Raw genomic sequence first — 26000 nt, forward strand, 5'->3', positions numbered from 1 at the left:
GCGTGTCCTCAGAGGGCAAAATCAAAAGCGTTTTGTATGTGCTCGATGGTAGCGGGCCGGGAATCCCGGTGAATCCGCACAGCGATGACATCGAAGCGGGCCGTGCTGTCCCCCAGGTGGTGCCTGTGCAGATACTCCTGGGCGACACGCGAAAGCTGCCGCTGCTTGCGTCCGTCCACCGCCTCCAAAGGGGAGCCGAACGCCGTGGAATGGCGGCTCTTCACCTCGACGAACACCACTGTTTCCCCATCCTGAGCAATGATGTCGATTTCTCCGAACGGCCTGCGATAATTGCGGGCGACGATCCGATAGCCAAGCCGGAGCAGATACTCCTGGGCCAACTCCTCCCCTTGCCGACCGACGACGACTGTCGCTTGTTTGTTCTTCAAAAACATTCCCGGCACCAACAATTGCAAGCGAAGGCGAGCCTGTCACCCATGGTGCAGAAACTCGGTAACCCCGCGAAAGGTCCGACGGTGCAACGGACATGGGCCATGGTTCCTGATTGCTTCCCGATGCGCCTTGGTCGGATAGCCCTGGTGGCGATCAAACCCATACTGGGGAAACAGGGCATGGGCGTCGGCCATCATCCTGTCCCTGGTCACCTTGGCGACAATCGAGGCCGCGGCGATGGAAGCGCTCTTTGATTCGCCCTTAACCAAGGTCCGCTGCCCCACGGGCACCGGCACCTCGAACCTCCCGTCAACTAGCAGAAAATCGGGCACGCCGCCGGGAGGCACCTGGCCGCACGCCTCCATGGCCCTTTTCATCGCCAACAACGACGCCTGAAGAATGTTGACCTGTTCGATTTCCCGGGGGCTGGCCTCGCCGACACCAATCCGGGCACCATTGGTGGAAAGCAGCTCAAACAGTCGCTCTCGCTGCCGACGCGTCAGGGTCTTGGAATCAACATAGGGCGTGAAGTCGCCATCCGCTGGCAGGATGACACAGGCTGCGACCACCGGACCGGCCAACGGTCCCCTCCCAGCCTCGTCAACACCAGCTACCCTAGCAAATCCCTGGCGCTGCAGTTGTCGTTCGAAATAGAAGGTATCGGTGTGGGGGGAAAACGGAAGCAGATCGGCAAAAAGGGTGCGAGGATTCATATCGCCATGGGCACGAGGATGGCGTTGAGGGGGCGGGAAGAAGTTCCCAAATGGAAGAAAGAGACATATCCGGGCGTCACGCAGAGCCCGGATATGTCTGTGTCGACGGCACTGGCACGAGGATCTGGGGAAACCCTCGCGCCTGCGCAACGTTTTTCTTTTTCTTACAGAATGCCCCGCTCGCGAATTCGTGCGGCTTTGCCACGACGCTCGCGCAGATAGTAGAGACGCGACCGGCGTACCCGACCAAGGGTCACCATCTCAATCTTTTCGATCCGCGGAGAATGGAGCGCAAAGGTTTTCTCCACGCCAACGCCGTGGGAAATTTTACGGACAGTGAAAGTTGCGTTCATGGTGCCGCGTTTCCGCTTGATCACTACTCCTTGAAACACCTGCACACGCTCCTTGTTGCCCTCAATGATCCGGATGTGCACCTTGATGGTATCGCCGGGTCGAAATTGGGGGATATCAAAACGCATCTGCTCCAGGTCAATCTTATCCAAGATATTCATCGCCATATTCGTTGCTTTACGGCAGGGGGGAGTCCCATTTTCGTCACCCAGCCGATGGATGCCTCCAAATCATCCAGAAATAAAACCATCTAATCACTTAAATATTGACTGCAGTTGTCAGCTCTCTCCGACTCCTGCCTTCTTGTCGAACTCTGCCCACACCCCTCGGGCATGCCAAGCAATCTGTCCATGATAATGGAAGCGGCTGAACGCACGGACAGATGATTGAATTCGGTATTGCCGCACAACGGCGGCAAGATGCCATCCGCCATGGCCAACACTTCGGGGCTCAGGCCCCAAGCGGTGCCGAACAGCAGTAGGACAGGCCGATCTTCCCGCCATATTTGCCTGCGGATCTCGGCATAGCCCACGGTATGCACTTGTTTGGCGCAGGTGGCGAGCACCAGGGGCGTAGCGCCGAATTGTCTGGTCGCCCCGTTGATCGCCTCTTCAATCGTCGCGCAGACCGTGATAAGCGAAAGGGCTTCGCTTCGGTCGGGATTGACGCTGCCGCCGTACCCCTGAGTCCAATGTCCAACGATCTGGCGAGCCAACAGCTGTTGCTCCTCAAAAGGGGTAACCACCCAATAGGTGCCAATGCCGTAGGTGCGGCCAGCCCGGGCGATATCATGCAGATCGAGGTTGGTGACCGCCGAGCCAATCGTTTCACCGCTGCGGTTGATCACGGGGAAATGCACCAAGGCAAGATCAACCTTCATTGCGGGCTTTGGCTCCTCTGCTGCCTGACAAGAGACTGTATTCGTTCAAGCAGTCCTGTCTGCCGCAAAATTTTTTGCTCGCCCGGTGAGAACTCGACAGTTGCCAGCAGATCCGGTCGGCGATCCAAGGTAAGCTGAACCGATTCCACAAACCTGTGGCGAGCAATGGCTGCATGGTCACCGGACAGGAGAACCTCAGGAACCGGCAACTCTTCAAAAATTCGTGGTCTCGTGTACTGTTTGTGCTTTAGCAGGCCACAGCTAAAGCTCTCGTTGGTAACGGAATCACCGCAGCCGAGCACCCCTGGCAACAGGCGACAAACCGCATCCAGAACCACCAGGGCCGCTAACTCGCCGCCAGTCAACACATAGTCGCCGATCGACAGTTCCTCGTCGACATACCTGTCACAAAAGCGCTCGTCGACCCCTTCATAGCGACCGCAAACAAATAATAACTGATCGTACTCAGCCAGGCGCTCGGCCGCCGCTTGCCGGAACTGTTTTCCTTTCGGCGACAGCAAAATCACCCGAGACTCACCTTCATGGCGTCGGGCCGCCTGAACACAGGCGGCTAGGGGTTCTGGTTTCATCACCATCCCTTCGCCGCCGCCAAAGGGCCGATCATCGGTCATCCGATGACGGTCTACGGCAAAATCGCGCAGGTTATGCACCCTGACCCTAATTTTCCCGTCCGCCTGGGCGCGGCGGACAATGCCTTCCTGCAAGGGCGAGACAAAAAAATCGGGAAAGATGGTCAGGATGTCAAAATCCATCAATCCTTGATCCTCACGCCCTGTTGATGTCAAGTAGCCCGAGCGGCAGATCAAGGATGACCATGTTCTCGGTAATGGAAACGATAAATGCCCCGACAACCGGAACAAGGTACTCTTCCCCGCCTTGGCGGATGACCAGGATATTCTGGCCGCCACCGGCTAGAAAGGTCTCCACCGTTCCCAATTCCTGGCCGTCCGTGGTTCTTGCCTGCTTGCCTTGAAGGCTATGCAGATAGAACTCGCCTGCCGCGGTCGGTGGCAGATCCTTGCTCGGCACCCATATCAACATGCCGACAAGTTCCTCGGCCCGGTCGCGGTCCGTACATTCCTTCAATCGCAGGATGACCGAACTGCCGTTGACCCGTGCGAGGACGTTGGTAAATTCTAGCTTGGCCGACGACACATCGGATGCCAAAAAGAGCCGCCGATACCTGTTGAGATTTTCAGGTTTTTCGGTGAAGGAACGAATTTTCAATTCGCCCCGGATGCCATGGGGTCGCGTTATCAACCCGAGCGCGACAAAGTCGTCACCCGTTCCCGATCCAGTTGACGCCACTATTCAACGATTTCAAGCCTGGTCCGCTTGCCGCCTTCGGTCACCGAAGCAGCAAGCACTGCGCGCATCGCCCTGGCGGTCCGCCCCTGTTTACCGATTACCTTGCCCAAATCTTCCTGGGCAACGCGCAGTTCAATGATGAGATTCTCCTCATCTTCCTGCTGGGTCACGGTGATCAAGTCAGGACGATCAACCAGTTTGGCGGCAATAAACTCAATCAGCTCTTTCATTTATGCCGCAACAACCACTCCCGGGACATGCTTCTTGATCAGGCTCTCGACGGTTTCGGTCGGTTTAGCTCCCTTTTTCATCCAGCTGTCAAGTTTCTCGTTGTCGATCGTCACGGCGGCTGGATTCTGCATCGGGTCGTAGGTGCCGACGATATCGAGAAATTTGCCATCGCGCGGCGCTTCGCTGTCAGCCACGACGATGCGGTAGAAGGGTTGTTTTTTCCGCCCTTTCCTGGTCAAACGAATACGAACTGCCATTGTTGTCTATCCTCCGGTGGATAATGCTCCAGCAGAATCCCCTGCCGAGCGTGCTTGGTTAAAAGTATGAAAATCTATCGGACAAGCCCCTTGGGGAGCTTCCGCCGCTTGCCGCCACTCACGATGCCTTTGCCTTTCAGATTCTTCATCATTTTCAGCATCATGGTGTAACTCTTCAGAACCCGGTTGACCTCGGCGACCGAGGTTCCGGAACCATTGGCAATGCGCACCCGCCGACTGGCGTCGATGATTCTGTGATTGCGCCGCTCCTTGAGGGTCATGGAGCGAATGATCGCCTCGGTTTTCACTAGTTCTTTCTGATCCGGCTTGGGCGCGTCCTTCAGTTGCTTGAGTTTGTTGATCCCCGGAATCATGCCCATGATCTGTTCCAAGGTGCCCATCTTCTTGATCTGCTGGATCTGGTCGAGAAAATCCTCCAGGGTAAAGGCGTTTTTCTGGATCTTCTTGGCCAGCCGCTCGGCATTCTTTTGATCAACGACCGCCTCGGCCTTCTCAATCAGCGACAGCACATCGCCCATGCCGAGGATGCGCGAGGCCGCCCGGTCAGGATGAAAGACCTCCAAGGCCTCGACCGATTCACCGACACCGACGAACTTGATCGGCTTGCCCGTCACCTTCTTCACCGACAGGGCGGCGCCGCCACGGGCATCGCCTTCCATCTTGGTGAGAACAACGCCGGTGATCTCGAGGTCGGTATTGAATTTGTCGGCTACGGTGACTGCGTCCTGGCCAGTCATGGCATCGGCGACAAACAACACCTCGGCCAAGGGAACTGTCCGACTGATCTCCTGCAACTCGGCCATCAAGGCTTCGTCCACATGGAGCCGACCGGCGGTATCAATGATGACGGTGTCGTAATGACCGGTCCTTGCCTCGGCCACGGCCTGACGGGCAATGTCCACCGGCTTTTGCTCGGTGGTGGAAGCATAAACCGGCACCCCAACCTGTTCACCGAGAACATGCAACTGCTCGATGGCTGCCGGCCGGTACACGTCGGCCGGCACCAAAAAGGGCGCGCGCCCCTTCTCCTTGAGCTGCTTGGCCAGCTTGGCGGCGGTGGTGGTCTTGCCCGAACCCTGCAGACCGGCCAGCATGATGACCACCGGCTGGCGGCCGTCGAGCTTGAGCGGCTCAGCCTGACTGCCGAGCAGTTCGACCAGCTCGTCGTGCACCACCTTGACCACCTGTTGACCGGGCGACAGACTGGTGAGCACCTCCCGGCCAATGGCTTTTTCGGTGACCGAGGCGATAAATTCCTTGACAACGCCGAAGTTGACATCCGCCTCAAGCAACGCAGTGCGCACCTCGCCCATGGCTTCCTGAATGTTTTCTTCAGTGAGCCGGCCATGGCCGCGCAACTTCTTGAACGTGCTTTCGAGGCGGTCGGTTAAGTTCTCAAACATATTGACATTGCTCAGTAAGCGGTGACTTCGGGGCAAACGCCGAAAAACGCCCGTCTCCGGTTCTCATTACGAAAATTGCGATTAATACCCGACCTGCCCCCTATTGTCAAGGGAGAAGAAAAACATGGTGGTCCGCGCTGTTATCACCCGGCCAGCACCTCGGCGACCTTGTGGAGTCCCTCCGGACTGTCTGCCTGCAGGCAGGTAATCGGCGTGTCCTTCGGCAGAATTTTTTTCATCATTCCAGTGAGGACGTTCTTCGGCCCCAATTCGACCACAACCTCCACTCCTTCGGCCACCATCCGCTCGATAATGGACAGCCACCGCACCCGCGAGGCGATCTGCCGGGCCATGATGTTCCGCATCGCCGAGGGATTCTGCTCATAGTCGCCGGTAACATTGAACAGGACCGGCACTTGGGGGTGCTGGAACTCAATGCTGTTCATGTAGGCGGCGAAATCCTCCACCGCGCCCGCCACCAGAGGACTGTGGTTAGCCACGCTTACCTTAAGGGGAATCACCTTGGCGCCCTGGGCCGCACAGAGTTGGCCGATGGCTTCCAAGCCGGGAGCATCGCCCGACAGGACGATCTGGGAAGCCGTGTTGTGGTTGGCCACCACCGCCACGCCCGGACCAGTGAAGCGTTCGAGGAGCGCTTCCACGTCATTGATGGCCAAACCGACCACTGCCCGCATGCCGCCCGGATGGGCCGCGCCTTCCCGTTCCATCAGTTCCCCGCGCTTGGTCACCAGGGCTAGGGTGTCCTCCAGGGTCAAAACACCCGCCCCATGCAGGGCTGAATACTCGCCAAGGCTGTGACCGGCAAAAAAGGCGGGCTTGAATCCGGGCAGGAGTTTGAGCAGTTGCTGCCAACAAATCAAATTGATGACCGTCAAGGCCGGCTGCAGATAGAGGACACGAGTCAGATCCTCCAACGGGCCTTCAAAGCAGAGTTTGCGCAACGGAAAGGCAGAGATGGTCTCGGCCAGATCCATCAAGACCGAGGCATCTTGGTCCCGATTGACGAATTCCTGGCCCATGCCGATAAACTGGGACCCCTGTCCCGGAAAAATAATCGCTGTTTTTTTCATGTGCTGACAAAAAAGGTTCAGGCCCGTTCGGACTGTTGCCGGTCGAACAGGAGGTTGTTGACAATAAAGAGGATCACGCCGACCGTGATCGCCGAGTCGGCGATATTAAAGGCCGGCCAGTGGTACGTGCCGACGTAGACGTCAAGAAAGTCAATCACGAATCCGAAGCGGATGCGGTCGATCAGGTTGCCGATGGCGCCGCCGGCGATCAGGGCCAAGCCCAGGGTATAGGCCATGCTGCGGCGGCCGAAGCTCCGCTGGGCGATCCAGATGAACACCAGGGCCGCACCAGCGGCGGCGATGAAAAAGACCTGTCGCCACAGAGCGGGCTGCCCCGCGAGAATACTGAAGGCGGCGCCATTGTTGGTCAAATAGGTCAGGTTGAACAGGTCGGGAATGACCACCCGGCTCTCATGGAGCACAAAGTGGTGCATGATCCAGAACTTGGTTGCCTGATCAAGACCAATGACAGTCAGAATGACGGTGAAAAAAAAGAGCATCGGGAATCCGCGTTATCCCGCCAACTGACGAACCACGGCGGCGCAACGGGCACAGAGCGACGGATGCTCGTGATCCTCGCCAACCGAGGTGGCGATCGTCCAGCAGCGCTCGCACTTGGCGCCAGGAGCAGGATGAACGGCAATTTCCAAACCGGGGATACCCTCCGCCTCGACAAAGGCAAATCCGCCCTCCCCCGGCTGCGCACTCCGCAGGCTGGAAACAATGCACAATTCCCGCAACTGGTCCAGACTGCCATTCAGGAATCCAGCCCACTCAGTGTTGCCCCGCAACACCACCTCCGCATCGAGACCAAGGCCAATGACCTTGTCCCGCCGCGCCCCCTCCAGCACCCGGGTAATGGCACCGCGCAGGGTGAGCAACTTGGTCCAGCGCTCCTCAAAGGCAGTGTCCTTGCCAATATCGTCAACCGGCGCGAACCGGGTGAAGAAAATCGACTGCTCCAAGGGCGTATTGTCCGACAGCCCATGCAGATGTTCCCAGGCCTCGGCGGCGGTGAAGCAGAGGATCGGCGACATCAGCCGCAGCAGGCCATCGAGAATGCGGTAGATCACGGTCTGAGCCGCCCGCCGCTCCGGGCCAGCTGGCGCCGAGCAGTAGAGCCGGTCCTTGAGCACATCCATGTAGATGCTCGAGATGGTGGTGCCGCAGAAGTTGTGCAGCGCATGGTAAATGGCATGGAATTCATAGCGGTCGTAGGCACGGGTGACCCGCTCGCTCAGCTCCGCATACTTGGCCAACGCCCACCTGTCGATTTCCTGGAGGTCGGAAACGTCGACCGCATCGCGTTCCGGGGCAAAGTCGTAGAGATTCGAGAGGAGAAACCGCAGGGTATTGCGCATCTTGCGGTAGGCATCGGAAACGTGCTTGAGGATCTCATCCGAGACCTTGACGTCGTCCTGATAGTTCTCGCTGGCCACCCACAGGCGGAGGACCTCGGCGCCGTACTGGTCAATGACTTGCTGGGGCGCGACCACGTTGCCCACGGATTTCGACATTTTCTTGCCTTGACCGTCGACCACGTAGCCGTGGGTCAGTACCCCCTGGTATGGAGCCCGGCCCCTGGTGCCCACCGAGGTGAGCAGCGAGGATTGGAACCAGCCGCGGTGCTGGTCGCTGCCCTCGAGGTAGAGATCGGCCGGCCAGCGCAGTTCCGGGCGCTGTTCGACCACCGCCGCATGGCTGACCCCGGAATCGAACCAGACATCGAGAATGTCGGATTCCTTTTTGAACTCGCGGCCGCCGCAGGAACACGCCACTCCTTCGGGAACAAAGTCGGCGGCCTCGTGCTTGAACCAGGCATCCGCGCCCTCGCTCATGAACAGTTCGTCGATCCGGGCACACACCGTCTCGTTTTTCAGGATTTCCCCGCAGGCGGCACAAGTGAGCACGGTCACTGGCACGCCCCAGGAGCGCTGACGGGACAGGCACCAGTCGGGCCGGGCCTCGACCATACCGTAGATACGCTGCTGGCCCCATGCCGGGGTCCATTGCACCTCGTTGATCGCGGACAGGGCCTTGGCGCGCAGCTGCAGGTTGTCCATGGAAATAAACCACTGGGCCGTGGCCCGGTAGATGACCGGTTCCTTGCAGCGCCAGCAGTGCGGATAGCTGTGCCGGATCGAGGCCTCCTTGACCAGCGAGCCTGCGGCAGCCATGTCGGCGATGATCTGGCTGTTGACCTGCGGCACCGGCTGTCCCGCGTATCGCCCAGCTTCCGCCGTGTACCGGCCAGCGTCGTCCACCGGCGAGAGGATGTCCAGACCGTAGCGCAGACCGGTGAGGTAGTCGTCGGTGCCGTGGCCGGGCGCGGTGTGGACACAACCGGTGCCCGAATCGGCGGTGACATAGTCGGCCAGCACCAGCAGTGCATCACGCTCCATGAATGGGTGGCGGCAGCGTTTGTTTTCCAGGCTGCTGGCGGAAAAGGTGGCGATGCTCGCATACTGGTCGATGCCGAACTGCTCCATGCAGGGGGCTACCAGCTCCTTGGCCAGAATCCAGGTCTCGTCGCCAACGGCGACCGCCGCGTATTCGAAATCGGGATGAAAGGCGATCGCCAGGTTGGCCGGCAGGGTCCAGGGAGTGGTGGTCCAGATGAGCACCGATACCGAACGGCCCGCCAGTTGCGGCGCGACCTCGCCCAGATCGTCGACCACCGGAAATTTGACATAGACCGACGGCGAGGTGTGATCGGCATAGTCGACCTCGGCCTCGGCCAAGGCGGTACCGCAGGTGGCGCACCAATAGACCGGTTTTTTCGAACGGACCACCGCGCCGGAAAGAAGGAATTTGTTGAACTCCCGGGCGATGATCGCCTCGTAGGGGAAGCTCATGGTCAGGTAGGGGTTGGACCAGTCGCCGAGCACGCCGAGACGTTTAAACTGCTCGCGCTGGGTTTTGATCCATTTTTCGGCATAGCTGCGGCAGGCGGACCGTTTGCCCAGGGTGGAAATGGCCTGTTTCTTGGCGCCCAACTCCAGGTCGACATTGTGCTCGATGGGCAGACCGTGACAGTCCCAACCGGGAATATAGGGAGCGTTGAACCCGGCCATCCGCTTGGAGCGGAGGATAATGTCCTTGAGCACCTTGTTGAAGGCGGTGCCCAGATGGATGTTGCCGTTGGCATACGGGGGGCCATCATGGAGGATGAACAACGGCCGATCGGCCATCATCTGCTGCAACCGCTGATAGAGGTTTTCCTTATCCCAGCGCTTGAGCACCATTGGCTCCCGCTGGGTGAGGTTGGCCTTCATTTTGAACTTGGTCTGCGGCAGATTCAGTGTTTCCCTGTAATCCATGGTCATTCCTGATTGGCAAAAAGAAAAAGAAATGCGGCCGGAGCCGGGCCGTCCACAAAGCAGTGGATTTTACCAAGCCCGCTTGAATGTGCAAGGGAAAAGGGGGGAAGACCGGGCAAGGAACCCGTCGGCACGCGGGCGGCACGAGAGCACATCCCGGCTTGTCCTTTTACCGGGCCCGTTGTATCTTGACCGGACGAGAAAAAGAGCCCCTCCCAAACCCTTTCTGCCCATGGAGCAGTAGCGTGAAAGCCGAAAAAACCCAATTCTCTTGTGTGGCCTGCGGCCAGCAACAGCCGGAGCTTTCCTTGGAGAATGGCTATTGTCCGGCCTGCGAGGCCATTGCCCGCATTGTGCGGGAACAGCCGGAAATGGTGCGGCAGCTGTGGCTGCGGCTGCACAATGAGCCGATTCTCCCGGAGGCGGTTCCCCGTTCGATCGAAAGCGAGGCCGAGTTGCCCGATGTGCTTGACGGCAAGCGCTACCGGACCATCGATCGCGACCGCAACAAGTGGTACCTGTCGGTAAGCGAGGTCAACGGCAAGCCGGTGGAGGTGTTTGCCTCGACCGCCTTTGACCGCGACCATGAACTGCAGTCGCGCATCTCCAACCTGACCACCATCACCCGGTTGATCTCCCTGATCCTCAGACACATCTTCCTCGGCGAACCCCTCACCTTCGACAAGTGCCTCAAGCAGATCCAGCGCAGTTCACGGCAGAAAAACGACCTGCCCGACATGCTCTATGGGGTGCTGAGCCGTTATAACGTGCCGCGCCAAAAGAGCGACGAGCCGCGCTAACCGCGGGTCCACCGAAGAACAAGCGCAGTCATCGGGTTATTCCGCCGTTCTGCGGCTTTCATGGCACGCCAGCAATTATTTTACAGTTTTTCCATGAATTTTTTCGGATCAATGATAAACCGTTCATGGCGACCGCGGCCGATCTCCCCCTTCTCGTCGTAGGCCAGCAGTTCAAACACCAGCCGCCTGCGATCAACCTCGACCAAGGTGGATTCGCAGGTGACCTTCATGCCCACCGGGGTGGCCTTGCCGTGGCTGATATCCACCTTGATGCCCACCGTGCCGAAGCCTTCGGGCAGATAGGGAAGCACCGATTTGAGGCAGGTTTTTTCCATCAGGGCCACCATGGCCGGGGTGGCATAGACCTCGACCAAGCCGCTGCCGTACTTGGCGGCGGTTTCCTCGAAGGTGACCACCAGCTCTTCCTTACCCTTGATACCCGTGGGGATCTGAATATCCATATCGCTTTCTCCTTGCCGTAGCTGCGGGCTCTGTGCATGCCCCCGGCACACTCTCCGGAGGACGCAGGGTTCAATCGCAAAAACATTCGTGAATTTGAGCTTATATCAGCAGATCCCCAACCCGTCAAGCGGCAACAGCCGTCCCGATCCTTACCACCGTGTTACACCCCCATGGCGCTCGCAGGCTCAGGCAACCAGATCCAGTTGCTGGATCGTGCCCGCCCCGCCCTGCTCGAAGAGAAAGAGTCCGGTGGCCCGAACCTGTCCCTGCAATTCATTGCTGCTGTCTTTGATGCTAAACGGCGTGTCGATGCGGCCAAGATAGATCGCGCCGACTCCCTTTTCCCCAAGCATCAGCAGGTGATCCTCGCCGGAAGCGGTCCGGGTCCAGATTCGCAAACGGGAATAGATCTCGTCACCTTCATCGATCCAGCCGTTTCCGTCCCCATCATGGGCGGCCAGGTCGGCAAAGCCGTCACCGCTTTGCGCGCCGAACAACTCGCTGCCGTTGTTGATCATCCCGTCGTTGTTGCCATCCAGGGCAAGAAAACCTGAACCGGGCCGGACAAAGGCGATCTGATCCTCGCTGCCGTCGGCATCGATGTCAAAACTGAAGGTGTCCTGGGTCAGTTGCGCAGCGGTCCCGTCGAACTGGATCACCAAGGGATCCTTGAGGACCGCGTCACCGAATTGCAGACTTTCGCTCAGGGTGCTGGTGAAGCTGCGGCTCATGGTCAACTCAAGGTCGATCTGGACCTGCTGGCCATCGGCGGTGACCACCTGCCCCTGGGCGGCGAACCGGGTGGTTTCGGACTCGTGATAGGTTTCGCGGCGCTCGTAATTCAACCCCCAACCGCTCTGCTGCGGCGCTGGCTGTGCTTGCGATCCCTCCACCGGGGGCGACGGCTGCGCGGCGGGTGGTTGCGGTTGCCCATCCCCCTGTAGATTGGCGACCTTGAATTTACGGCCGGTGAGCTTCTCGAACAGGGCCTTGAGAATCCGCATGTTGAGGTCGGTCATCAGTTCTCCGTCCTCTCCGCGTGCGGCCACCTCAGCGGTCTCGGCGGCAGGGGCGGCCACCGCCTGCTGCTGGGCCTGGGCGGAAAGGCTGACCTTGACCGCCTCCTTGGCGAGCTTCTCGGCCTGCTGCTTCACGTGTTCGTCTTGGGCGTTCTTCCGGTCCACGCGGACCGGTTCCTTGCCCTGCCGCCAAACGGTCAGCGACTCCTGGCGCTCAAGATGTTCGATGGCGGCATGCGAACTGGTGAACTGGATGGAGGATTCGGCGATGTGCATGATGTCCCTTCCCTGGTTATCATTATCATGAGTGGCGAGAGGGCCGAGGCGATGCTTCATCCATGAACGCGCACCTTGGCCGTATCGTTTCATCGGCAGGCGAAGAAGAAACCTTTAGCACCAATTATAGGTAGCTTGTGCAATACAAGATTCTATGCTACAGTGTGACCAATTTTTTGACGGTGCAAGGCGTCGGTCCAGCGAGCAACAGAACAACAATAATCCGGGATCATTCACCATCTGCACAGTCGCCTTGTATTGATCATCGCTCTTCATCCGCGAACGGTTACCTTGGTCCTTCGTCACTGATTCTCAGCATACACCTCCATGGCAGCACACAGCACCCCCCTTGATCAGGAAGACGCCTCGGTGACCGAAGCCGCCACTCTCAGCGCCCTCTATTCTTTTTTGGCGCTGACCATGCGTTACCCCGATCCGGCCTTCTGCAACGATCAATTCCTTGATGCCATGGATTTTCTGCTGGAATCGCTCGACTGGCAGGCGGAGCGGGCCGAATTCCGCGTCTGGCGAGAGCAAACAGACGATGTCGTGGATAATCTGCGGACCGAATACACCCGGCTGTTCATCACCGCCCCCCCTCGGACGACCATTCCGCCCTATGCCTCGGTCTATGTCGACGGAGACGGCACCCTGTTTGGCCGGACCACCGAACGCACCCGAGATTTTTACCGCGAGCGTGGCTACGACCTGGCCAATGACAGCGAACCCGCCGATCACATCAGTTTTGAACTCGATTTTTTGGCTGCCTTAGCCGCTGAAGCGAGGTTTGAGGATGAGGATCTTTTCCTGCGGACCCTTTTTCGGCCGTGGTTTGAACGTTTTCAGGAAAAAAGTATGACAGAAGCTCGACATCCCTTCTACAAGGTGTCGATACAGTTAATCGATTTTTTCACCAAGGAGGAACAGTAAATGGCAATGAACCTTACCAGGCGGAAATTCCTCAAGGCCGCCTCGATTGCCGCTGCGTCCGTGCCGCTGTCCAAGGTGGCGGTAAAAGCAGAATCAGGAGTTGTCAAGACGCCCCTGGTTGCCCCGGGGACGTTCAAAAATACGCAGACCGCGGTTGGCGGTGTGTGCGAGATGTGTTTCTGGCGCTGTCAGCTGGTGGGAAAAATCCGTGACGGCCGTCTGATCAAGCTGGAAGGCAATCCAAAATCGATCGACAACGGCGTGTCCATCTGCGCCCGCGGCAATGCCGGCGTCAAACTGCTCTACGATCCGGACCGGCTCAAATACCCGCTGAAAAATGTCGGCAAGCGCGGCGCCCCCAAGTGGCAGCGCATCTCCTGGGAAGAGGCACTGGATACCTGCGGCGCCAAGCTGAAGGAAATCAGGGATAAATACGGCGCCAAGGGCATCGCCATGTTCCCCCACGGCTCCACCGCCACCTATCCGATGGGTTTCCTGGAGAACGTGGTGGGTACCCACAACGTTTCCGAGGCCTCGTTCTTCCAATGCCGCGGCATCCGCGATACCGCCTACATGGCGACCATTGGCCAGCCGCCCAACGAGGATGTCGACATGGCCAACGCCAAGGTGATTTTTCTCCTGGGCAACCACATCGGCGAGAACATCCACGTCTCCCACGTCAAACGGTATCTCAAGGGACTTGAGCGGGGCGCGAAACTCATTGTTGTCGATCCGCGCTATTCGGCCGCGGCGGCCAAGTCGCACATCTGGGTGCAGATTCGGCCCGGCACCGACACCGCCTTCCTGCTGGCGATCATGAACTACCTGATCCAAAATAAAAAGTACAACGCTGATTTCGTCGATGAATACGGCGAAGGCTTTGAGAAAATGGCCGAAGGGATCAAGGAGTGGACCCTGGAGAAAGCGGCCCAAGAGTGCGACGTGCCCGCTGCCCAGATCAAGGAAGTGGCCGATCTGCTGGCCGCCAACATGCCCCATGTGTCCATTCATCCCGGCCGCCACGTGTCCTGGTACGGCAACGACTTCCAGCGTCAGCGCGCCCTGGCCTGCCTCACCGGCGTGCTCGGCGCTTTCGGCGTCAAGGGTTCGTTCGTGCCGCCCAAGGGCCCCAAGGGACTGGCCAAGGTCGGTTGGCCCAAGGGCGAAGGCCACGGTGAAAGCCTGCGAGAGATGGCCGATCTGTATCACTACTCGCCGCCCGGCACCCCCACCGACCTGATCCGTGACACCGCCATCACCGGCAAGCCCTATCCGATCAAGGGCTGCGTCATCTGGGGCCAGAATCCAATCCAGACCATTCCCAACCAGGAAAAGACCATCAAGATGCTCGAGCAGATGGACTTTGTCATGTGCGTCGATGTCATGCCCACCGACATCACCATGTTTGCCGACATCCTCCTGCCCGACTGCTCCTACCTGGAGCGCTACGACATGATCAAGACCGGCACCCAGTGGGATTTCGCCGAGGAGCACAAGCAGTACATCGCCCCGCGCATGCCGCTGGTGGCTCCTGGATTCGAGCGCAAGGACAGCATCTACATCACCAACGAGATCGCCAAGCGCATGGGTTACGGCGACAAGATCCCGGTGCAGACCCAGGAGGAAAGCATCGACAAGATGCTGGCCGGGGTCGGGTTGTCGATCGAAAAAATCAAGGCCGAGGACGGCATTCACATTCAGCCGGGCAAGGAGCCCTACGGCGATCTGGAACTGACGGTGCTCTTCTACAACGAAGAACTGGAGGACAACGGTTATCCGCCGATTCCCACCTACATCCCGGTGGACCGCGCCCCCGACGGGTACATGCGCCTCTTGTACGGCCGTTCGCCGGTCCACACCTTCAACCGCAGCCAGAACAACGCCTGGCTGATGGCGGAAAACGACAGTAACCCGGTGTGGATCAACGACCAGCTGGCCGCCAAGCTTGGCCTCAAGGAGGGCGATACCGTCTCCCTGGTCAACCAGGACGGGGTCAAGTCACGGACCACCACCACGGTCAAGATTACCCCCGGTATCCGCCAGGATTGCGTCTACATGTACCACGGCTTCGGTTCCATGAACCCTGAACTGACGCTGGGCGTGGGCAAGGGTGTCGATGATTGCAGCCTGATCACCAAGCTCGCGGTCGATCCGGAAACCGGCGCCCATGGCATGCGCAACAACTTTGTCAAACTCGTGAAAGTCAGCTGACCTTGGGCATGATCCCGCAACCGTCAGACACGACCACCTCTGAAGGAGAGTACCTATGCAATATGGCATGATTATCGATGTCGACAGGTGCGTGGGCTGTCATGCCTGCGTCATCGCCTGCAAGGCTGAGTGGGAGGTTCCCGCCCAGTTTGACCGCAACTGGGTCCACCGCTTGGGACCGAGCATGACCTCAAGCGGCATGGCCGCTACCTACTATCCCGGCCTGTGCAACCACTGCAACGAGCCCCCCTGCGTGCCGGTCTGTCCGGCCGACCCGGTCAACATGACCTTCAAGGACGCCAAAACCGGCAAGACCGTGACCATGGAAGTGGGCGCCACCTGGAAAGACCCGTTCAACGGCACTGTTCAGGTCGACCGCGAGCGCTGCATCGGTTGCGGCGCCTGCCGTGACGCCTGCCCGTACAACGCCCGCTATGTCGACGAAAGCCTGAAAGACGACAACAGCCTCGGCAAGGTCGACAAGTGCACCTACTGCATGCCGCGCGTGGCCGAGGGCCTGGAACCAGCCTGTGTTCAGACCTGTCTGGCCCGCGCCCGCATCTTCGGCGACCTCGACGATCCCAACTCGGAAGTGGCCAAGTATGTGGCCAAGGGTGCGGTGGGCCTGACCTCCAAAGCAGTGCAGATCGGGCCCAATGGCAAGTACTACGGCAGCAAGAAGGGCGACATGGAACTGCTGATGCAGGCCGCCCCCCAGGAAATGCCCAAGGTGGCCCTGCGCCGCGGCTTGCTGACCAAGATGTCGCTGACCGCCAAGAATCAAGTCAAAGATCTCGGCCTGCTCGGCCTGGCCGGCGGCCTGTTGGTCAAATCGCTGCAGAACGACGAAAAATAATTTTTTACCGAGATCTCAATCTGATCGCTCCCCTGTCGCTGTCCGGCGGCAGGGGATTTTTTATGACCACGCAACAGGCTGCCCACGCTGAACCGTTGTTTCAACGTATGACTTTTTAAAGCGATTCTGCTACAATGGCCATTCGCTGAGCGGCAAATCCGACCATCCGCTTGTGTTCCGGGCGCTTCCTGCCGAAGAAAACACATGGACAAGCAATCTCCGATCCCACACAGCCCTGCCGAGGAATCGGCGCCGACCGTTGTCCCACCGGCGCCCAACGCCCTCAAACGGCCGCCCCTTGCCCACGACTGGCAGCAGAGTTCCCAGCCTGTTTTCGTCATCGAGGATTCCTTTTACCGGTCGCGGACCCCGCCCCGCCCGGTCCATTGGTCGATTGCCTGGTCGGATCTGATGATGACCATGTTTATCCTCTTTCTCACCCTCTTCGCCCACCTTCGCACCCACGAGGAGATCCTTGCCCATGGCAAACCCAACAAGGTGGCCGATGAAACCATGCCGGTGCAGACCGACCAGACGCCGTCCGCCTTGGTCTTTCACCCTATCTCCCAGGATGTTTCCCTGACCATTGCCGATGACGCCAAGGACATTATTCCTCCGCAACGCGAACAGGAAGGCGCCGACGTGCTCATCCGTCATACACTGACCGAGGAGAAGCCGCAGCCCGAGTCGTTGGCCCCGATACCCCAGCTGCCGCAGCAGCCTTCTGCTCCGCAGTCGGCAAACCAGACGGCAGCCTCCCCCGCGCAGCCCCTTCCACCCGCCCCCGTCCCCGAGGAGAAGAAGCAGGAAGAGCTGATCACCAAGATCTATGACCTGTCCAAGGTAGCCCTGGAAAAGGAGCAGCTGGATCGTTTCGCCTCGGTGGAACTGGTGCCGGACAAGACCATGCGCATCATCCTCACCGGCGACCTGCTATTTGCCTCCGGTCAGGCGGAACTCACTCGCGAAGCCCTTGTTTCCCTGAAAAAAATATCGGCCCTCATCAAAACCACCCCCTACATGATCAACGTCATCGGTCATACCGACGACCGTCCGGTGAAGAATGCCCGCTTCCCCTCCAACTGGGAACTGTCGCTGGCTCGAGCCGGGCGGGTGGCCCGGTTTCTCATCGAGGATACCGGACTGCCGGCCACCCAGTTCAGTGTTTCCGGCTACAGCTCCTTCCGGCCTCTTAAGCCCAACACCAGCGAAGACAATCGCAAGATCAACCGGCGGGTGGAGCTCGTGCTGTCCAAGGAATTGCCGCAGGCCCAAGCCGCCATGCCCGCCAACCTTCAATAAACGGGTTTTCCAGCCATGAAACGACAAAACCTGATCGGCCTGCTGTTGTGCAGCCTTCTCTTTTTCGGTGGATTCCTCATCAAAGGCAATCTCAGCCTCTATTTCAACATTGCCAGCCTGATGATCGTGGCCGGCGGCAGCGCCATCGCCGCCCTGCTCAGCTTTCAGCTCGAACGGTTGCGGATCGTGCTGCGGGTGGTGCGCGCCTCGTATCGCAGCCGGCTCAAATCCGAGGCAGAGATCGTCGATATCCTGATCAACCTGGCGATCAAATCGCGGATGGAGGGAATCCTGTCGCTGCAACAGGACGAAAACGAGACCTCGATCCATTTCCTCCGCCGGGGGTTGGGGTGCCTGGTGGACAACTACGAACCGCAGCAGATCCGCGACATCCTCAACACCGAGATGTATTTCTTCAAGCTGCGCCGCGAGGATTCGGAACGGGTGCTGCGCACCATCGCCGATTTCTGCCCGGCCTTTGGCATCGTCGGCTCGGTGGCCGGCCTGATTCCCATGCTGGCGGGCATCGACGACACCGGCATCATCCTCAAGACCGTGCCCCTGGCCCTGACCTCGATCCTCTATGGCCTGATCCTGCCCAATTTCTTCTTCATCCCCTTTGCCGCCAACCTGCGCGAACGGACCAATCAAGAGTTGCTGTTGCAGAAGATCATCATGGAGGGAATCATCGCCATTGAAAGCGAACTCAATCCCACCGTGCTCCGCACCAAACTGCTCTCCTTCCTCACCCCCTCCGATCGCAAGGCCGACCTAGTGCCGCTGTCGCGCATTCAGGAACGGTTCCACATCCGGCTGGACGCCACCGAACCCGATGACCGCGACGAGCCGCAGGATCGGCCGGGACCGGCTGTTTTCTAGCCTGGCTGCCCCCTCGCTCCGCGCCTGAAAAACAGGGGTGCAAAAAGCCGCCGGTCGTGTACTATACGGCCTGCCAGCGGGTTTTCCACCGCCCGGTCCAGCAAATCAACCTATTGTTTTCAATCAAAAAAGAAAAGAAGAGGTTCCCCATGCGATCTCCCATCCTCCCTGCCCTGCTCTGCGCGCTTGTACTCTATGGCTGCGGGGCAACCACGGTCAAGTCGCTGGTCAAGGATCAAGGGGCCGTGCAGATGACCGGGCACGAGGTATTGCGCCTGGTCAAGGGCAATACCTTGGCGCTCCACTCGTTCAGCGACGACGTCCAGCTCTATTTCGATCCTGCGGGCAAAATCTTCGCCAAGGGCGTCTCTACCGACAAAGACAAGGGGAGCTGGGATGTCAGCGAGAACGGCGAACTCTGCATGCGCATGGAAAAATGGTGGTACAGCGACCTGCGCTGCTTCACCGTCTACCACATCGGCGACATGGATAAGGTCCGTCTGGCCAATACCAGCGGCGTGCTCCAGTATTCGGCCGAGCAGACGGAGGGTGACAGCAAGGGATTGTACAGCGGCATGGACAAGAAAAAGAAGAGTCTGCGCCGCTCGATCCGGAACGAGGCCGACACGCAGCAGCCCAGCACCAGTCTGAGCGCGTCGCCCAGCAAGGCAACCACCCCAACGCTGATCGAGGAACCACGGCCGAGCGCTCATCATGGCGGCAAGGACACCGGGGTCATGGTGGAATACATGGCCAAGGACTGCCCAGGCTGCGACCTGGCCGGGGTCGATCTCGGCCGCGCTGAACTGATCGACGCCAAACTGGCCGGTGCCGACCTCCACGGTGCCAACCTGAGCATGGCCAATCTCCGCCGGGCCGATCTCAAGAAAGCCAACCTGCAAAAGGCCGTCCTTACCTACGCCAATCTTCCCGGTGCCGACCTCCGCGGCGCTGACCTGCGCGGCGCCTCGCTCAAGGGAGCCAATCTCATCAAGGCCGACCTCACCGGGGCCAGGCTCGAAGAGGCCGATCTGACCGAGGTGCTCAAGGAAGGGGCGAAAGGGCTGAAGTAGGGGTGTAGGTGGGGAGTCTGTTAGCCTTTGGGTTGAGGCGCTATCCCCCCTCCCTCTTCATTGATCGCGCTAATCGTTCCCTCGCTGGAGCGGGGGAACGATCAACTTGCTCTATTTTTTAAACATTTAGGAATGGCGGGCAAGCAAAAGACATTTCCCTTTCACCATGATGCCCTTATCTAAATGGAATGGATTCAATTTATAGCTGGTATCGGGATTGGTACACTCGGTGCGAAGTTGCTCGACATTATCTTGTTACAGAGGCGTATCGAGAAGGCCGAACAAAGGACTTGGCTACGAGAGAAAAGGCTGGAATCATTTGCAGAAGTGATAAAAGAATTCCTGTCTTTCGGTCTTCACGCAAGTAAGACGCGAACAGGATTTCAGAGTTACGGTTTGATCTCTAAAGCACTGCTACTTATCGACGACGACAAACTGGTAGACCGAATTGACCAGTTTGTGGTCAACATGGATCACATGAACAGTTTAACCGATTCAAAAAATGCTGAGGACAAGATCAAAGGTGAACAACTTTATATAACTTTAACTGAGGAGTCACGAGAGATCACAAAAATTCTTCGAGGAATCATTCTTTCTGATCGTGTCTAAACTTATATGCCTTCCAATCGATGTGATTCGTCTCGATGAACTCACAGCGAACGCCTCCTCTTTTCTTAAAAACATAATTATCCCAATAAAAAATACGCTAGTCTCATGCCCACACCCTTCATTCATCTTCACGTCCACTCCCAGTACTCCATGCTCGACGGCGCCATCCGCGTCTCCGACCTGATCGACACCGCCAAGGAATTCGGCATGGAGGCGGTGGCCCTCACCGACCACGGCGCCATGTACGGGGCGCTGGAATTCTATGAAAAGGCCAAGAAAGCGGGCATCAAGCCCCTGGTCGGCTGCGAGTTCTACCTGGCGGAAAACGGCATGGAAATCCATGACCGCAGCGCCGGCCACAACTTCCATCTGGTGGCGCTCGCCATGAACGAGGCCGGCTACGGCAACCTGATGAAGCTGGCCTCCCTGGCGCAGACCAAAGGATTCTACTACCGGCCGCGGATCGACCGCCAGACTCTGTATGCCCATCAGGAAGGGTTGATCGTGCTCACCGCCTGCCTCAAGGGCGAGATTCCCTGGCGGCTGACCCACAACGACGAGAACCGTGCCCGCGCCCGCGCTCTGGAACTGCAAAAAGTGTTCGGCGACCGCCTCTATCTGGAGATTCAGGAAAACGGTCTGCCCGAGCAGACCATCGCCAACCAGGGACTGATGGCGCTTGCCAAGGACCTGAATATCAAGCTGGTGGCCACCAACGACTGCCACTACCTGACCAAGGAGGAGTCCTACGCCCACGAGGTGCTGCTGTGCATCCAGACCGGCAAGACCATCAACGACCCCAACCGCTTCCGCTTCAACACCAACGAACTCTACTTCAAGTCCGGCGACGAGATGGCCGCCCAGTTTGCCTACTGCCCCGAGGCGATCAGCAACACCCTGGAGGTGGCCGAGCGGTGCAACCTGGAACTGAGTTTCAAGGAACACTTTTTCCCCATCTTTCCGATCAAGGAAAACGAGACCCTGGAAACGGTCTTCTCCCAGGCCTGTTGGGATGGTTTCCAGCAGCGGCTCGACCACATGCGCGAGATGGGCCCGGTCAGCGCCGAGACCGAGAAGACCTACCGCGACCGGCTGGAATACGAGATCGATGTTATCCAGGAGATGGGGTTTGCCGGCTACTTCCTGATCGTGGCCGATTTCATCAACTGGGCCAAGAAACAGAAAATTCCGGTGGGGCCGGGCCGCGGCTCGGGCGCGGGCAGCCTGGCCGCCTACTGCATGGCGATCACCGACATCGATCCCATTCCCTATGGCCTGCTGTTCGAACGCTTTCTCAACGTCGAGCGGGTGTCCATGCCCGACTTTGACGTCGACTTCTGCAAGGAGCGGCGCGACGAGGTCATCGACTACGTCCGCCAGCGCTACGGCGGCGACGATTATGTGGCCCAGATCGTGGCCTATGGATCGATGAAGGCCCGGGCCGTGCTGCGCGACGTTGGCAGGGTGCTCGATATCCCCCTGCCGGTGGTGGACCGGATCGCCAAGCTGGTGCCGGAGGAATTGAAAATCACCCTGAAGAAGGCGATCGAAAAGGAGCCCCGACTGCGCGAGGCGATGAAGGACGACGAGGTCCGCGAACTGCTGACCATCGCCCAGACCCTGGAGGGGCTGGCCCGGCACAAGTCGACCCATGCCGCCGGGGTGGTCATCTCGCCCAAACCGATGGTCGAGTACCTGCCGGTGTGCATCGGCCCCAACAAGGAGATCCTGACCCAGTACGACATGAAGTACACCGAGAAGACCGGACTGATCAAGTTCGACTTCCTCGGGCTGAAGACCCTGACCGTGATCGACCGGGCCCTGAAACTGATCGCCTATGACGTGGGCAAGGAAGTTGACCTGCGCAAGATTCCCATGGACGACCCCAAGACCTACAATCTGCTCTGCCGGGGCGACAGCCTGGGGGTGTTCCAGTTGGAAAGCGACGGCATGCGCGAGCTCTTGATCAAGATGCAGCCGGAGCAGTTCACCGACCTGATCGCCCTGGTCGCCCTGTACCGGCCGGGCCCACTCGACTCGGGTATGGTCGATACCTTTGTCGAGACCAAACACGGCCGCCGGCCCGCCGACTACCCCCTGCCGCAGATCAAGTCGGTCCTCCAGGAGACCTACGGCGTGATCGTCTACCAGGAGCAGGTGATGAAGATCTCCAATATCCTGGCGGGCTATAGCCTGGGTGATGCCGATATTCTCCGCCGCGCCATGGGCAAGAAGATCCCCGAGGTCATGGAGAAGGAGCGCGGCAAGTTCATGGCCGGGGCCAAGGTCAACAACATCCCCGAGGACAAGGCCACCTACATTTTCGACCTGATGGCCAAGTTTGCCGGTTACGGCTTCAACAAATCGCACTCGGCGGCCTACGCCCTGGTGGCCTATCAGACCGCCTATCTCAAGGCCCACTATCCGGCTCAATTCCTGGCCGCCCTGCTCTCCTGCGACTACGACAACACCGACAAGGTGGTCAAGTACATCAACGAGTGCCGCCAGAACAAGATTGAGGTCCTGCCGCCGGACATCAACGAATCGTTCAACGATTTCACGGTGATCAACGACCGTGTTCGCTTTGGCTTGGCAGCGGTCAAGAACGTCGGCGGCGCGGCCCTTGATTCGATCCTGGCCGAGCGGGAAGCGGGCGGGCCATACCGGTCCCTGAGCGATTTCTGCAGCCGGGTGGACAGCTCTAAGGTCAATCGCAAGGTGATCGAGAGCCTGATCAAGGCCGGGGCCTTCGACTCGATGAGCGGACGCCGCGCCCAGTACATGGCCATGCTCGACCAGTGTCTCGACCGGGCCAAGGCGGCCCAGCGCGACCGGATGAGCGGCCAGATGAATTTGTTTGCCATCGGGCAACCAGCGTCGAAACAGGCGGAGGCAACGGAGGTCGAACTGCCCGCCGATGTCGAGGAGTGGCCGGAACTGGAACGGCTGGCCGCGGAAAAGGAAACGGTCGGCTTTTTCCTCACCGGTCATCCCCTGGAAGGGGTGATGGAGGATCTGCGCCGGGCGGTGGACACTGACATCGCCGGGGTGGAAAAGCTGCGCGAAGGCCAGGCAGTGCGTATCGGCGGCCTGATCGCCAGTTACAAGGAGCACAAATCGAAAAAAGGCGACCGCATGGCCTTCACTACCCTGGAGGATATGAGCGCCAGCATCGAGGTGATCGTCTTTCCCTCGACCTTTGCCGAATGCGCCGAGCTGCTGACCAGCGAGCAGCCGCTGGTGGTGCTGGGCACGGTGCAGCAGGGGGAACGAGGCGCCAAGGTGGTGGCCCAGGAGGTCAAGACCCTGACCGGGGCACTGGAGCACTATACCGAGCGAGCGGTGATCACTCTGCGGGCGGCGGCGACCTCACGCCAGCACATGCTGGAACTCAAAGAACTGCTTTACCAGCACCACGGGGCCACGCCGGTTATGCTCACCCTGCATTTCGACAATCGGGGCGAGGTCGACATTCAGGTGCTCAAGGATATGAGCATCCGCCCTTCCTCCGACCTCTTTCACAAGATCACCCGGCTCTGCGGCCCCCGCTCGCTGGCGGTGCAGATGCGCAAACCCGAGGTGCAGCCGCGCCGCAACGGCAACGGCCGCGGAGGCAACGGCCACTAGGAAGGTTGGAAGGGATCACCCGGCATACACGAAGGGTTGCCGGGTCTGCGAGAGGTTGTTCAGGAACGCAACAACGCCAGCGCACCGCGCACAATGCCCTCGGCGTCGATCCCCGCATTGTGCCACAAGGTGGCTTGCGGGCCATGCTCGATGAAGGTGTCCGCATAGCCGAGCATCGTGCACGGCAGCGACAGGCCCTGTTGATGGAGCAGTTGCAGCACACCGCTGCCGAACCCACCTTGAACGGTGTTGTCTTCGATGGTGACGACCCGGCCCGTCTGTGCGGCCCAAGTGGCGATCAATTCGCTGTCCAGCGGCTTGACAAAGCGCGGATTGAGCACTGCCGCGCTGACTCCCTGTTCCTCAAGAAGCTCCGCTGCCGCGAGTGCGGGATACACCCGGTTGCCCACGGGCAGGAGCAACACATCCGTGCCCTGCCGGAGGAGTTCCCCCTTGCCGATTTCCAGCGCCGCAAACGACGGCGCAAGCGGCACCCCTTCGCCGCTGCCGCGGGGATAGCGCAACACCACCGGGCCGCTGTGGGTCAGCGCCGTGTAGAGCATTTGTTGTAGTTCGTCCTCGTCCTTGGGCGCCATCACCGTCAGGTTGGGTATGAAGCGCAGGAAAGACAGGTCGAAGACACCATGATGGGTGGGACCATCGGCCCCGACCACGCCGCTGCGGTCCAGGGCGATGGTCACCGGCAGGTTGGGCAGGCAGACGTCGTGGATCAATTGATCCAGAGCCCGTTGCATGAACGAGGAGTACACGGCAAAGAAGGGACGCAAGCCTTCCAAGGCCAAGCCGGCGGCAAAGGTGACCGCATGCTGTTCGGCGATGCCGACGTCGAAAAACCGGTCGGGAAATTCTGTGGCAAAGGGAAGTAGGCCGGTACCGCCCGGCATGGCGGCGGTGATCGCCACCACCCGCTTGTCCTGCCGGGCCAGCCGACAAAGCGTATCGCCGAACACCTTGGTGTAGGAAATGGCGGCGTTCTTGTTCTTTTTCGGCGTGCCGGTGGCCACGTCGAACGGACCGACGCCGTGGTAGTCGCCGGGATGGGTTTCAGCCGGCTTGTAGCCCTTGCCCTTGGTGGTGATCACATGCACCAGCACCGGACCATGGCTGTGATCGCGGACGTTTTCCAGGGTGGCGATCAAATCTTCCAGTTCATGACCGGGAATCGGGCCGATATATTTGAACTTCAACGCCTCGAACAGCATGCCCGGGGTGAAAAAACCCTTGAGGCTTTCTTCGCTCTTGCGCAGCACGGTCAAGATATTCTCGCCCACCGAGGACAGGGCCATCAACCGGTCCTCGATATGATCGCGCAGGCGGCGGATGGTCTTGCCCGTCAGTTTGCGGCTGAGAAAACTGGACAGGGCGCCAACGTTTTTCGAGATCGACATCTCGTTGTCGTTGAGGATCACGACCAAATTACGGCCCAGATCGCCGGCATGATTGAGGCCTTCAAAGGCCATGCCCGCGGTCATCGAGCCGTCGCCGATGATCGCCACCACCCGGCTGTCGTCTTCCTGCATTGCCTTGGCCGCTGCCATGCCCAGTCCGTAGGAAATCGAGGTGGAACTGTGTCCGGCTTCCACCGTATCGTATCCGCTTTCGCCCCGCTTGGGAAAACCACTCAACCCTTTGTACTGACGGAGGGTGGCGAAACGGTCCCGCCGACCGGTCAGCAATTTGTGGGCATAGGCCTGGTGGCCCACATCCCATATCAATCGGTCGCGCGGCGTATCAAACACATAATGGAGGGCCATGGTCAATTCGACCACCCCAAGACTGGGGGCGAGATGGCCGCCGGTTTCGGCCACGGTGGCGATGATGGTTTCCCGCAGTTCCTGGGCAAGCAGTTCCATCTGCGGCAGGCTGAGGCGGCGCAGATCACGGGGGGAATCAATGGTGGCCAGCAGGGAACTGGTCCGGTCTGTCGGGGAATCCACAATGAGCAT

General features: G+C 59.3%; 24 protein-coding genes. 9 read left to right on the forward strand and 15 right to left on the reverse strand.

Annotation, left to right across the window (positions count from 1 at the left end):
* Positions 1 to 8: 8 nt before the first annotated feature.
* From DESPR_RS11935 to ileS, 12 genes are all read right to left on the reverse strand, one after another.
* Positions 9 to 395 carry a YraN family protein gene (locus DESPR_RS11935; protein ID WP_015725061.1) on the reverse strand — a complete coding sequence of 129 codons (387 nt, stop codon included), beginning with the start codon at positions 393 to 395 and terminating at the stop codon, positions 9 to 11.
* Positions 396 to 431: 36 nt separating this feature from the next.
* Positions 432 to 1106, reverse strand: a complete 675-nt coding sequence (locus tag DESPR_RS11940; RefSeq protein ID WP_015725062.1) for a ribonuclease HII — start codon at positions 1104 to 1106, stop codon at positions 432 to 434.
* Between the two features lie 164 nt (positions 1107 to 1270).
* Positions 1271 to 1618, reverse strand: coding sequence for a 50S ribosomal protein L19 (gene rplS, locus DESPR_RS11945; RefSeq protein WP_015725063.1), 348 nt, complete (start codon positions 1616 to 1618; stop codon positions 1271 to 1273).
* An 89-nt stretch (positions 1619 to 1707) separates the two neighbouring features.
* Positions 1708 to 2337: an RNA methyltransferase gene (locus tag DESPR_RS11950; RefSeq protein ID WP_015725064.1), complete on the reverse strand. Its 630-nt coding sequence runs from the start codon at positions 2335 to 2337 to the stop codon at positions 1708 to 1710.
* On the reverse strand, positions 2334 to 3110 hold the full coding sequence (gene trmD, locus DESPR_RS11955; protein WP_015725065.1) for a tRNA (guanosine(37)-N1)-methyltransferase TrmD: 777 nt from the start codon (positions 3108 to 3110) through the stop codon (positions 2334 to 2336). The genes DESPR_RS11950 and trmD overlap by 4 nt, the downstream gene beginning before the upstream one ends.
* Before the next feature lie 13 nt (positions 3111 to 3123).
* Positions 3124 to 3666 (reverse strand): ribosome maturation factor RimM, encoded by a 543-nt coding sequence (rimM, locus tag DESPR_RS11960; protein ID WP_015725066.1) that lies wholly within the window; start codon positions 3664 to 3666, stop codon positions 3124 to 3126.
* On the reverse strand, positions 3666 to 3896 hold the full coding sequence (locus DESPR_RS11965) for a KH domain-containing protein (RefSeq protein ID WP_015725067.1): 231 nt from the start codon (positions 3894 to 3896) through the stop codon (positions 3666 to 3668). Before DESPR_RS11965 ends, rimM begins: the two co-directional genes overlap by 1 nt.
* Positions 3897 to 4154: a 30S ribosomal protein S16 gene (gene rpsP, locus DESPR_RS11970; protein ID WP_015725068.1), complete on the reverse strand. Its 258-nt coding sequence runs from the start codon at positions 4152 to 4154 to the stop codon at positions 3897 to 3899. It lies immediately after the preceding gene.
* Positions 4155 to 4228: 74 nt separating this feature from the next.
* Positions 4229 to 5578, reverse strand: a complete 1350-nt coding sequence (ffh, locus tag DESPR_RS11975) for a signal recognition particle protein (protein ID WP_015725069.1) — start codon at positions 5576 to 5578, stop codon at positions 4229 to 4231.
* A 143-nt stretch (positions 5579 to 5721) separates the two neighbouring features.
* A complete protein-coding gene (gene fabD, locus DESPR_RS11980; protein WP_015725070.1) occupies positions 5722 to 6669 on the reverse strand; it encodes an ACP S-malonyltransferase in 948 nt (315 codons plus the stop codon).
* Between the two features lie 17 nt (positions 6670 to 6686).
* A complete protein-coding gene (gene lspA / locus DESPR_RS11985) occupies positions 6687 to 7169 on the reverse strand; it encodes a signal peptidase II (protein ID WP_015725071.1) in 483 nt (160 codons plus the stop codon).
* A 12-nt stretch (positions 7170 to 7181) separates the two neighbouring features.
* Positions 7182 to 9989: an isoleucine--tRNA ligase gene (gene ileS / locus DESPR_RS11990; RefSeq protein ID WP_015725072.1), complete on the reverse strand. Its 2808-nt coding sequence runs from the start codon at positions 9987 to 9989 to the stop codon at positions 7182 to 7184.
* Positions 9990 to 10234: 245 nt separating this feature from the next.
* On the opposite strand from ileS, the gene DESPR_RS11995 reads away from it, so the two are divergent.
* A complete protein-coding gene (locus tag DESPR_RS11995) occupies positions 10235 to 10789 on the forward strand; it encodes a TSCPD domain-containing protein (RefSeq protein WP_015725073.1) in 555 nt (184 codons plus the stop codon).
* An 80-nt stretch (positions 10790 to 10869) separates the two neighbouring features.
* On the opposite strand, the gene DESPR_RS12000 is transcribed toward DESPR_RS11995, so the two are convergent.
* Both DESPR_RS12000 and DESPR_RS12005 read right to left on the reverse strand, forming a co-directional pair.
* A complete protein-coding gene (locus tag DESPR_RS12000; RefSeq protein ID WP_015725074.1) occupies positions 10870 to 11250 on the reverse strand; it encodes a thioesterase family protein in 381 nt (126 codons plus the stop codon).
* 186 nt (positions 11251 to 11436) lie between these two features.
* Positions 11437 to 12546, reverse strand: coding sequence for a hypothetical protein (locus DESPR_RS12005; RefSeq protein ID WP_015725075.1), 1110 nt, complete (start codon positions 12544 to 12546; stop codon positions 11437 to 11439).
* 327 nt (positions 12547 to 12873) lie between these two features.
* On the opposite strand from DESPR_RS12005, the gene DESPR_RS17410 reads away from it, so the two are divergent.
* The 8 genes from DESPR_RS17410 to dnaE all read left to right on the forward strand — a co-directional run bounded on the left by DESPR_RS17410 (position 12874) and on the right by dnaE (position 24033).
* Positions 12874 to 13476, forward strand: a complete 603-nt coding sequence (locus DESPR_RS17410) for a TorD/DmsD family molecular chaperone (protein WP_015725076.1) — start codon at positions 12874 to 12876, stop codon at positions 13474 to 13476.
* Positions 13477 to 15687: a molybdopterin-containing oxidoreductase family protein gene (locus tag DESPR_RS12015; RefSeq protein WP_015725077.1), complete on the forward strand. Its 2211-nt coding sequence runs from the start codon at positions 13477 to 13479 to the stop codon at positions 15685 to 15687.
* 55 nt (positions 15688 to 15742) lie between these two features.
* Positions 15743 to 16543 carry a 4Fe-4S dicluster domain-containing protein gene (locus DESPR_RS12020; RefSeq protein WP_015725078.1) on the forward strand — a complete coding sequence of 267 codons (801 nt, stop codon included), beginning with the start codon at positions 15743 to 15745 and terminating at the stop codon, positions 16541 to 16543.
* A gap of 204 nt (positions 16544 to 16747) precedes the next feature.
* Complete coding sequence (locus DESPR_RS17415) at positions 16748 to 17845, forward strand: OmpA family protein (RefSeq protein ID WP_015725079.1); 1098 nt, start codon at positions 16748 to 16750, stop codon at positions 17843 to 17845.
* A 15-nt stretch (positions 17846 to 17860) separates the two neighbouring features.
* Positions 17861 to 18724 carry a motility protein A gene (locus DESPR_RS12030; protein WP_015725080.1) on the forward strand — a complete coding sequence of 288 codons (864 nt, stop codon included), beginning with the start codon at positions 17861 to 17863 and terminating at the stop codon, positions 18722 to 18724.
* Positions 18725 to 18873: 149 nt separating this feature from the next.
* Positions 18874 to 19797 carry a pentapeptide repeat-containing protein gene (locus tag DESPR_RS18795; protein ID WP_015725081.1) on the forward strand — a complete coding sequence of 308 codons (924 nt, stop codon included), beginning with the start codon at positions 18874 to 18876 and terminating at the stop codon, positions 19795 to 19797.
* 183 nt (positions 19798 to 19980) lie between these two features.
* Positions 19981 to 20406 (forward strand): hypothetical protein, encoded by a 426-nt coding sequence (locus DESPR_RS12040; RefSeq protein WP_015725082.1) that lies wholly within the window; start codon positions 19981 to 19983, stop codon positions 20404 to 20406.
* A gap of 105 nt (positions 20407 to 20511) precedes the next feature.
* Complete coding sequence (gene dnaE / locus DESPR_RS12045; RefSeq protein ID WP_015725083.1) at positions 20512 to 24033, forward strand: DNA polymerase III subunit alpha; 3522 nt, start codon at positions 20512 to 20514, stop codon at positions 24031 to 24033.
* 59 nt (positions 24034 to 24092) lie between these two features.
* Here dnaE and dxs read toward each other — a convergent pair whose 3' ends face one another.
* On the reverse strand, positions 24093 to 26000 hold the full coding sequence (gene dxs, locus DESPR_RS12050; protein ID WP_015725084.1) for a 1-deoxy-D-xylulose-5-phosphate synthase: 1908 nt from the start codon (positions 25998 to 26000) through the stop codon (positions 24093 to 24095).

This window comes from Desulfobulbus propionicus DSM 2032 (assembly GCF_000186885.1).
Lineage (GTDB): Bacteria > Desulfobacterota > Desulfobulbia > Desulfobulbales > Desulfobulbaceae > Desulfobulbus > Desulfobulbus propionicus.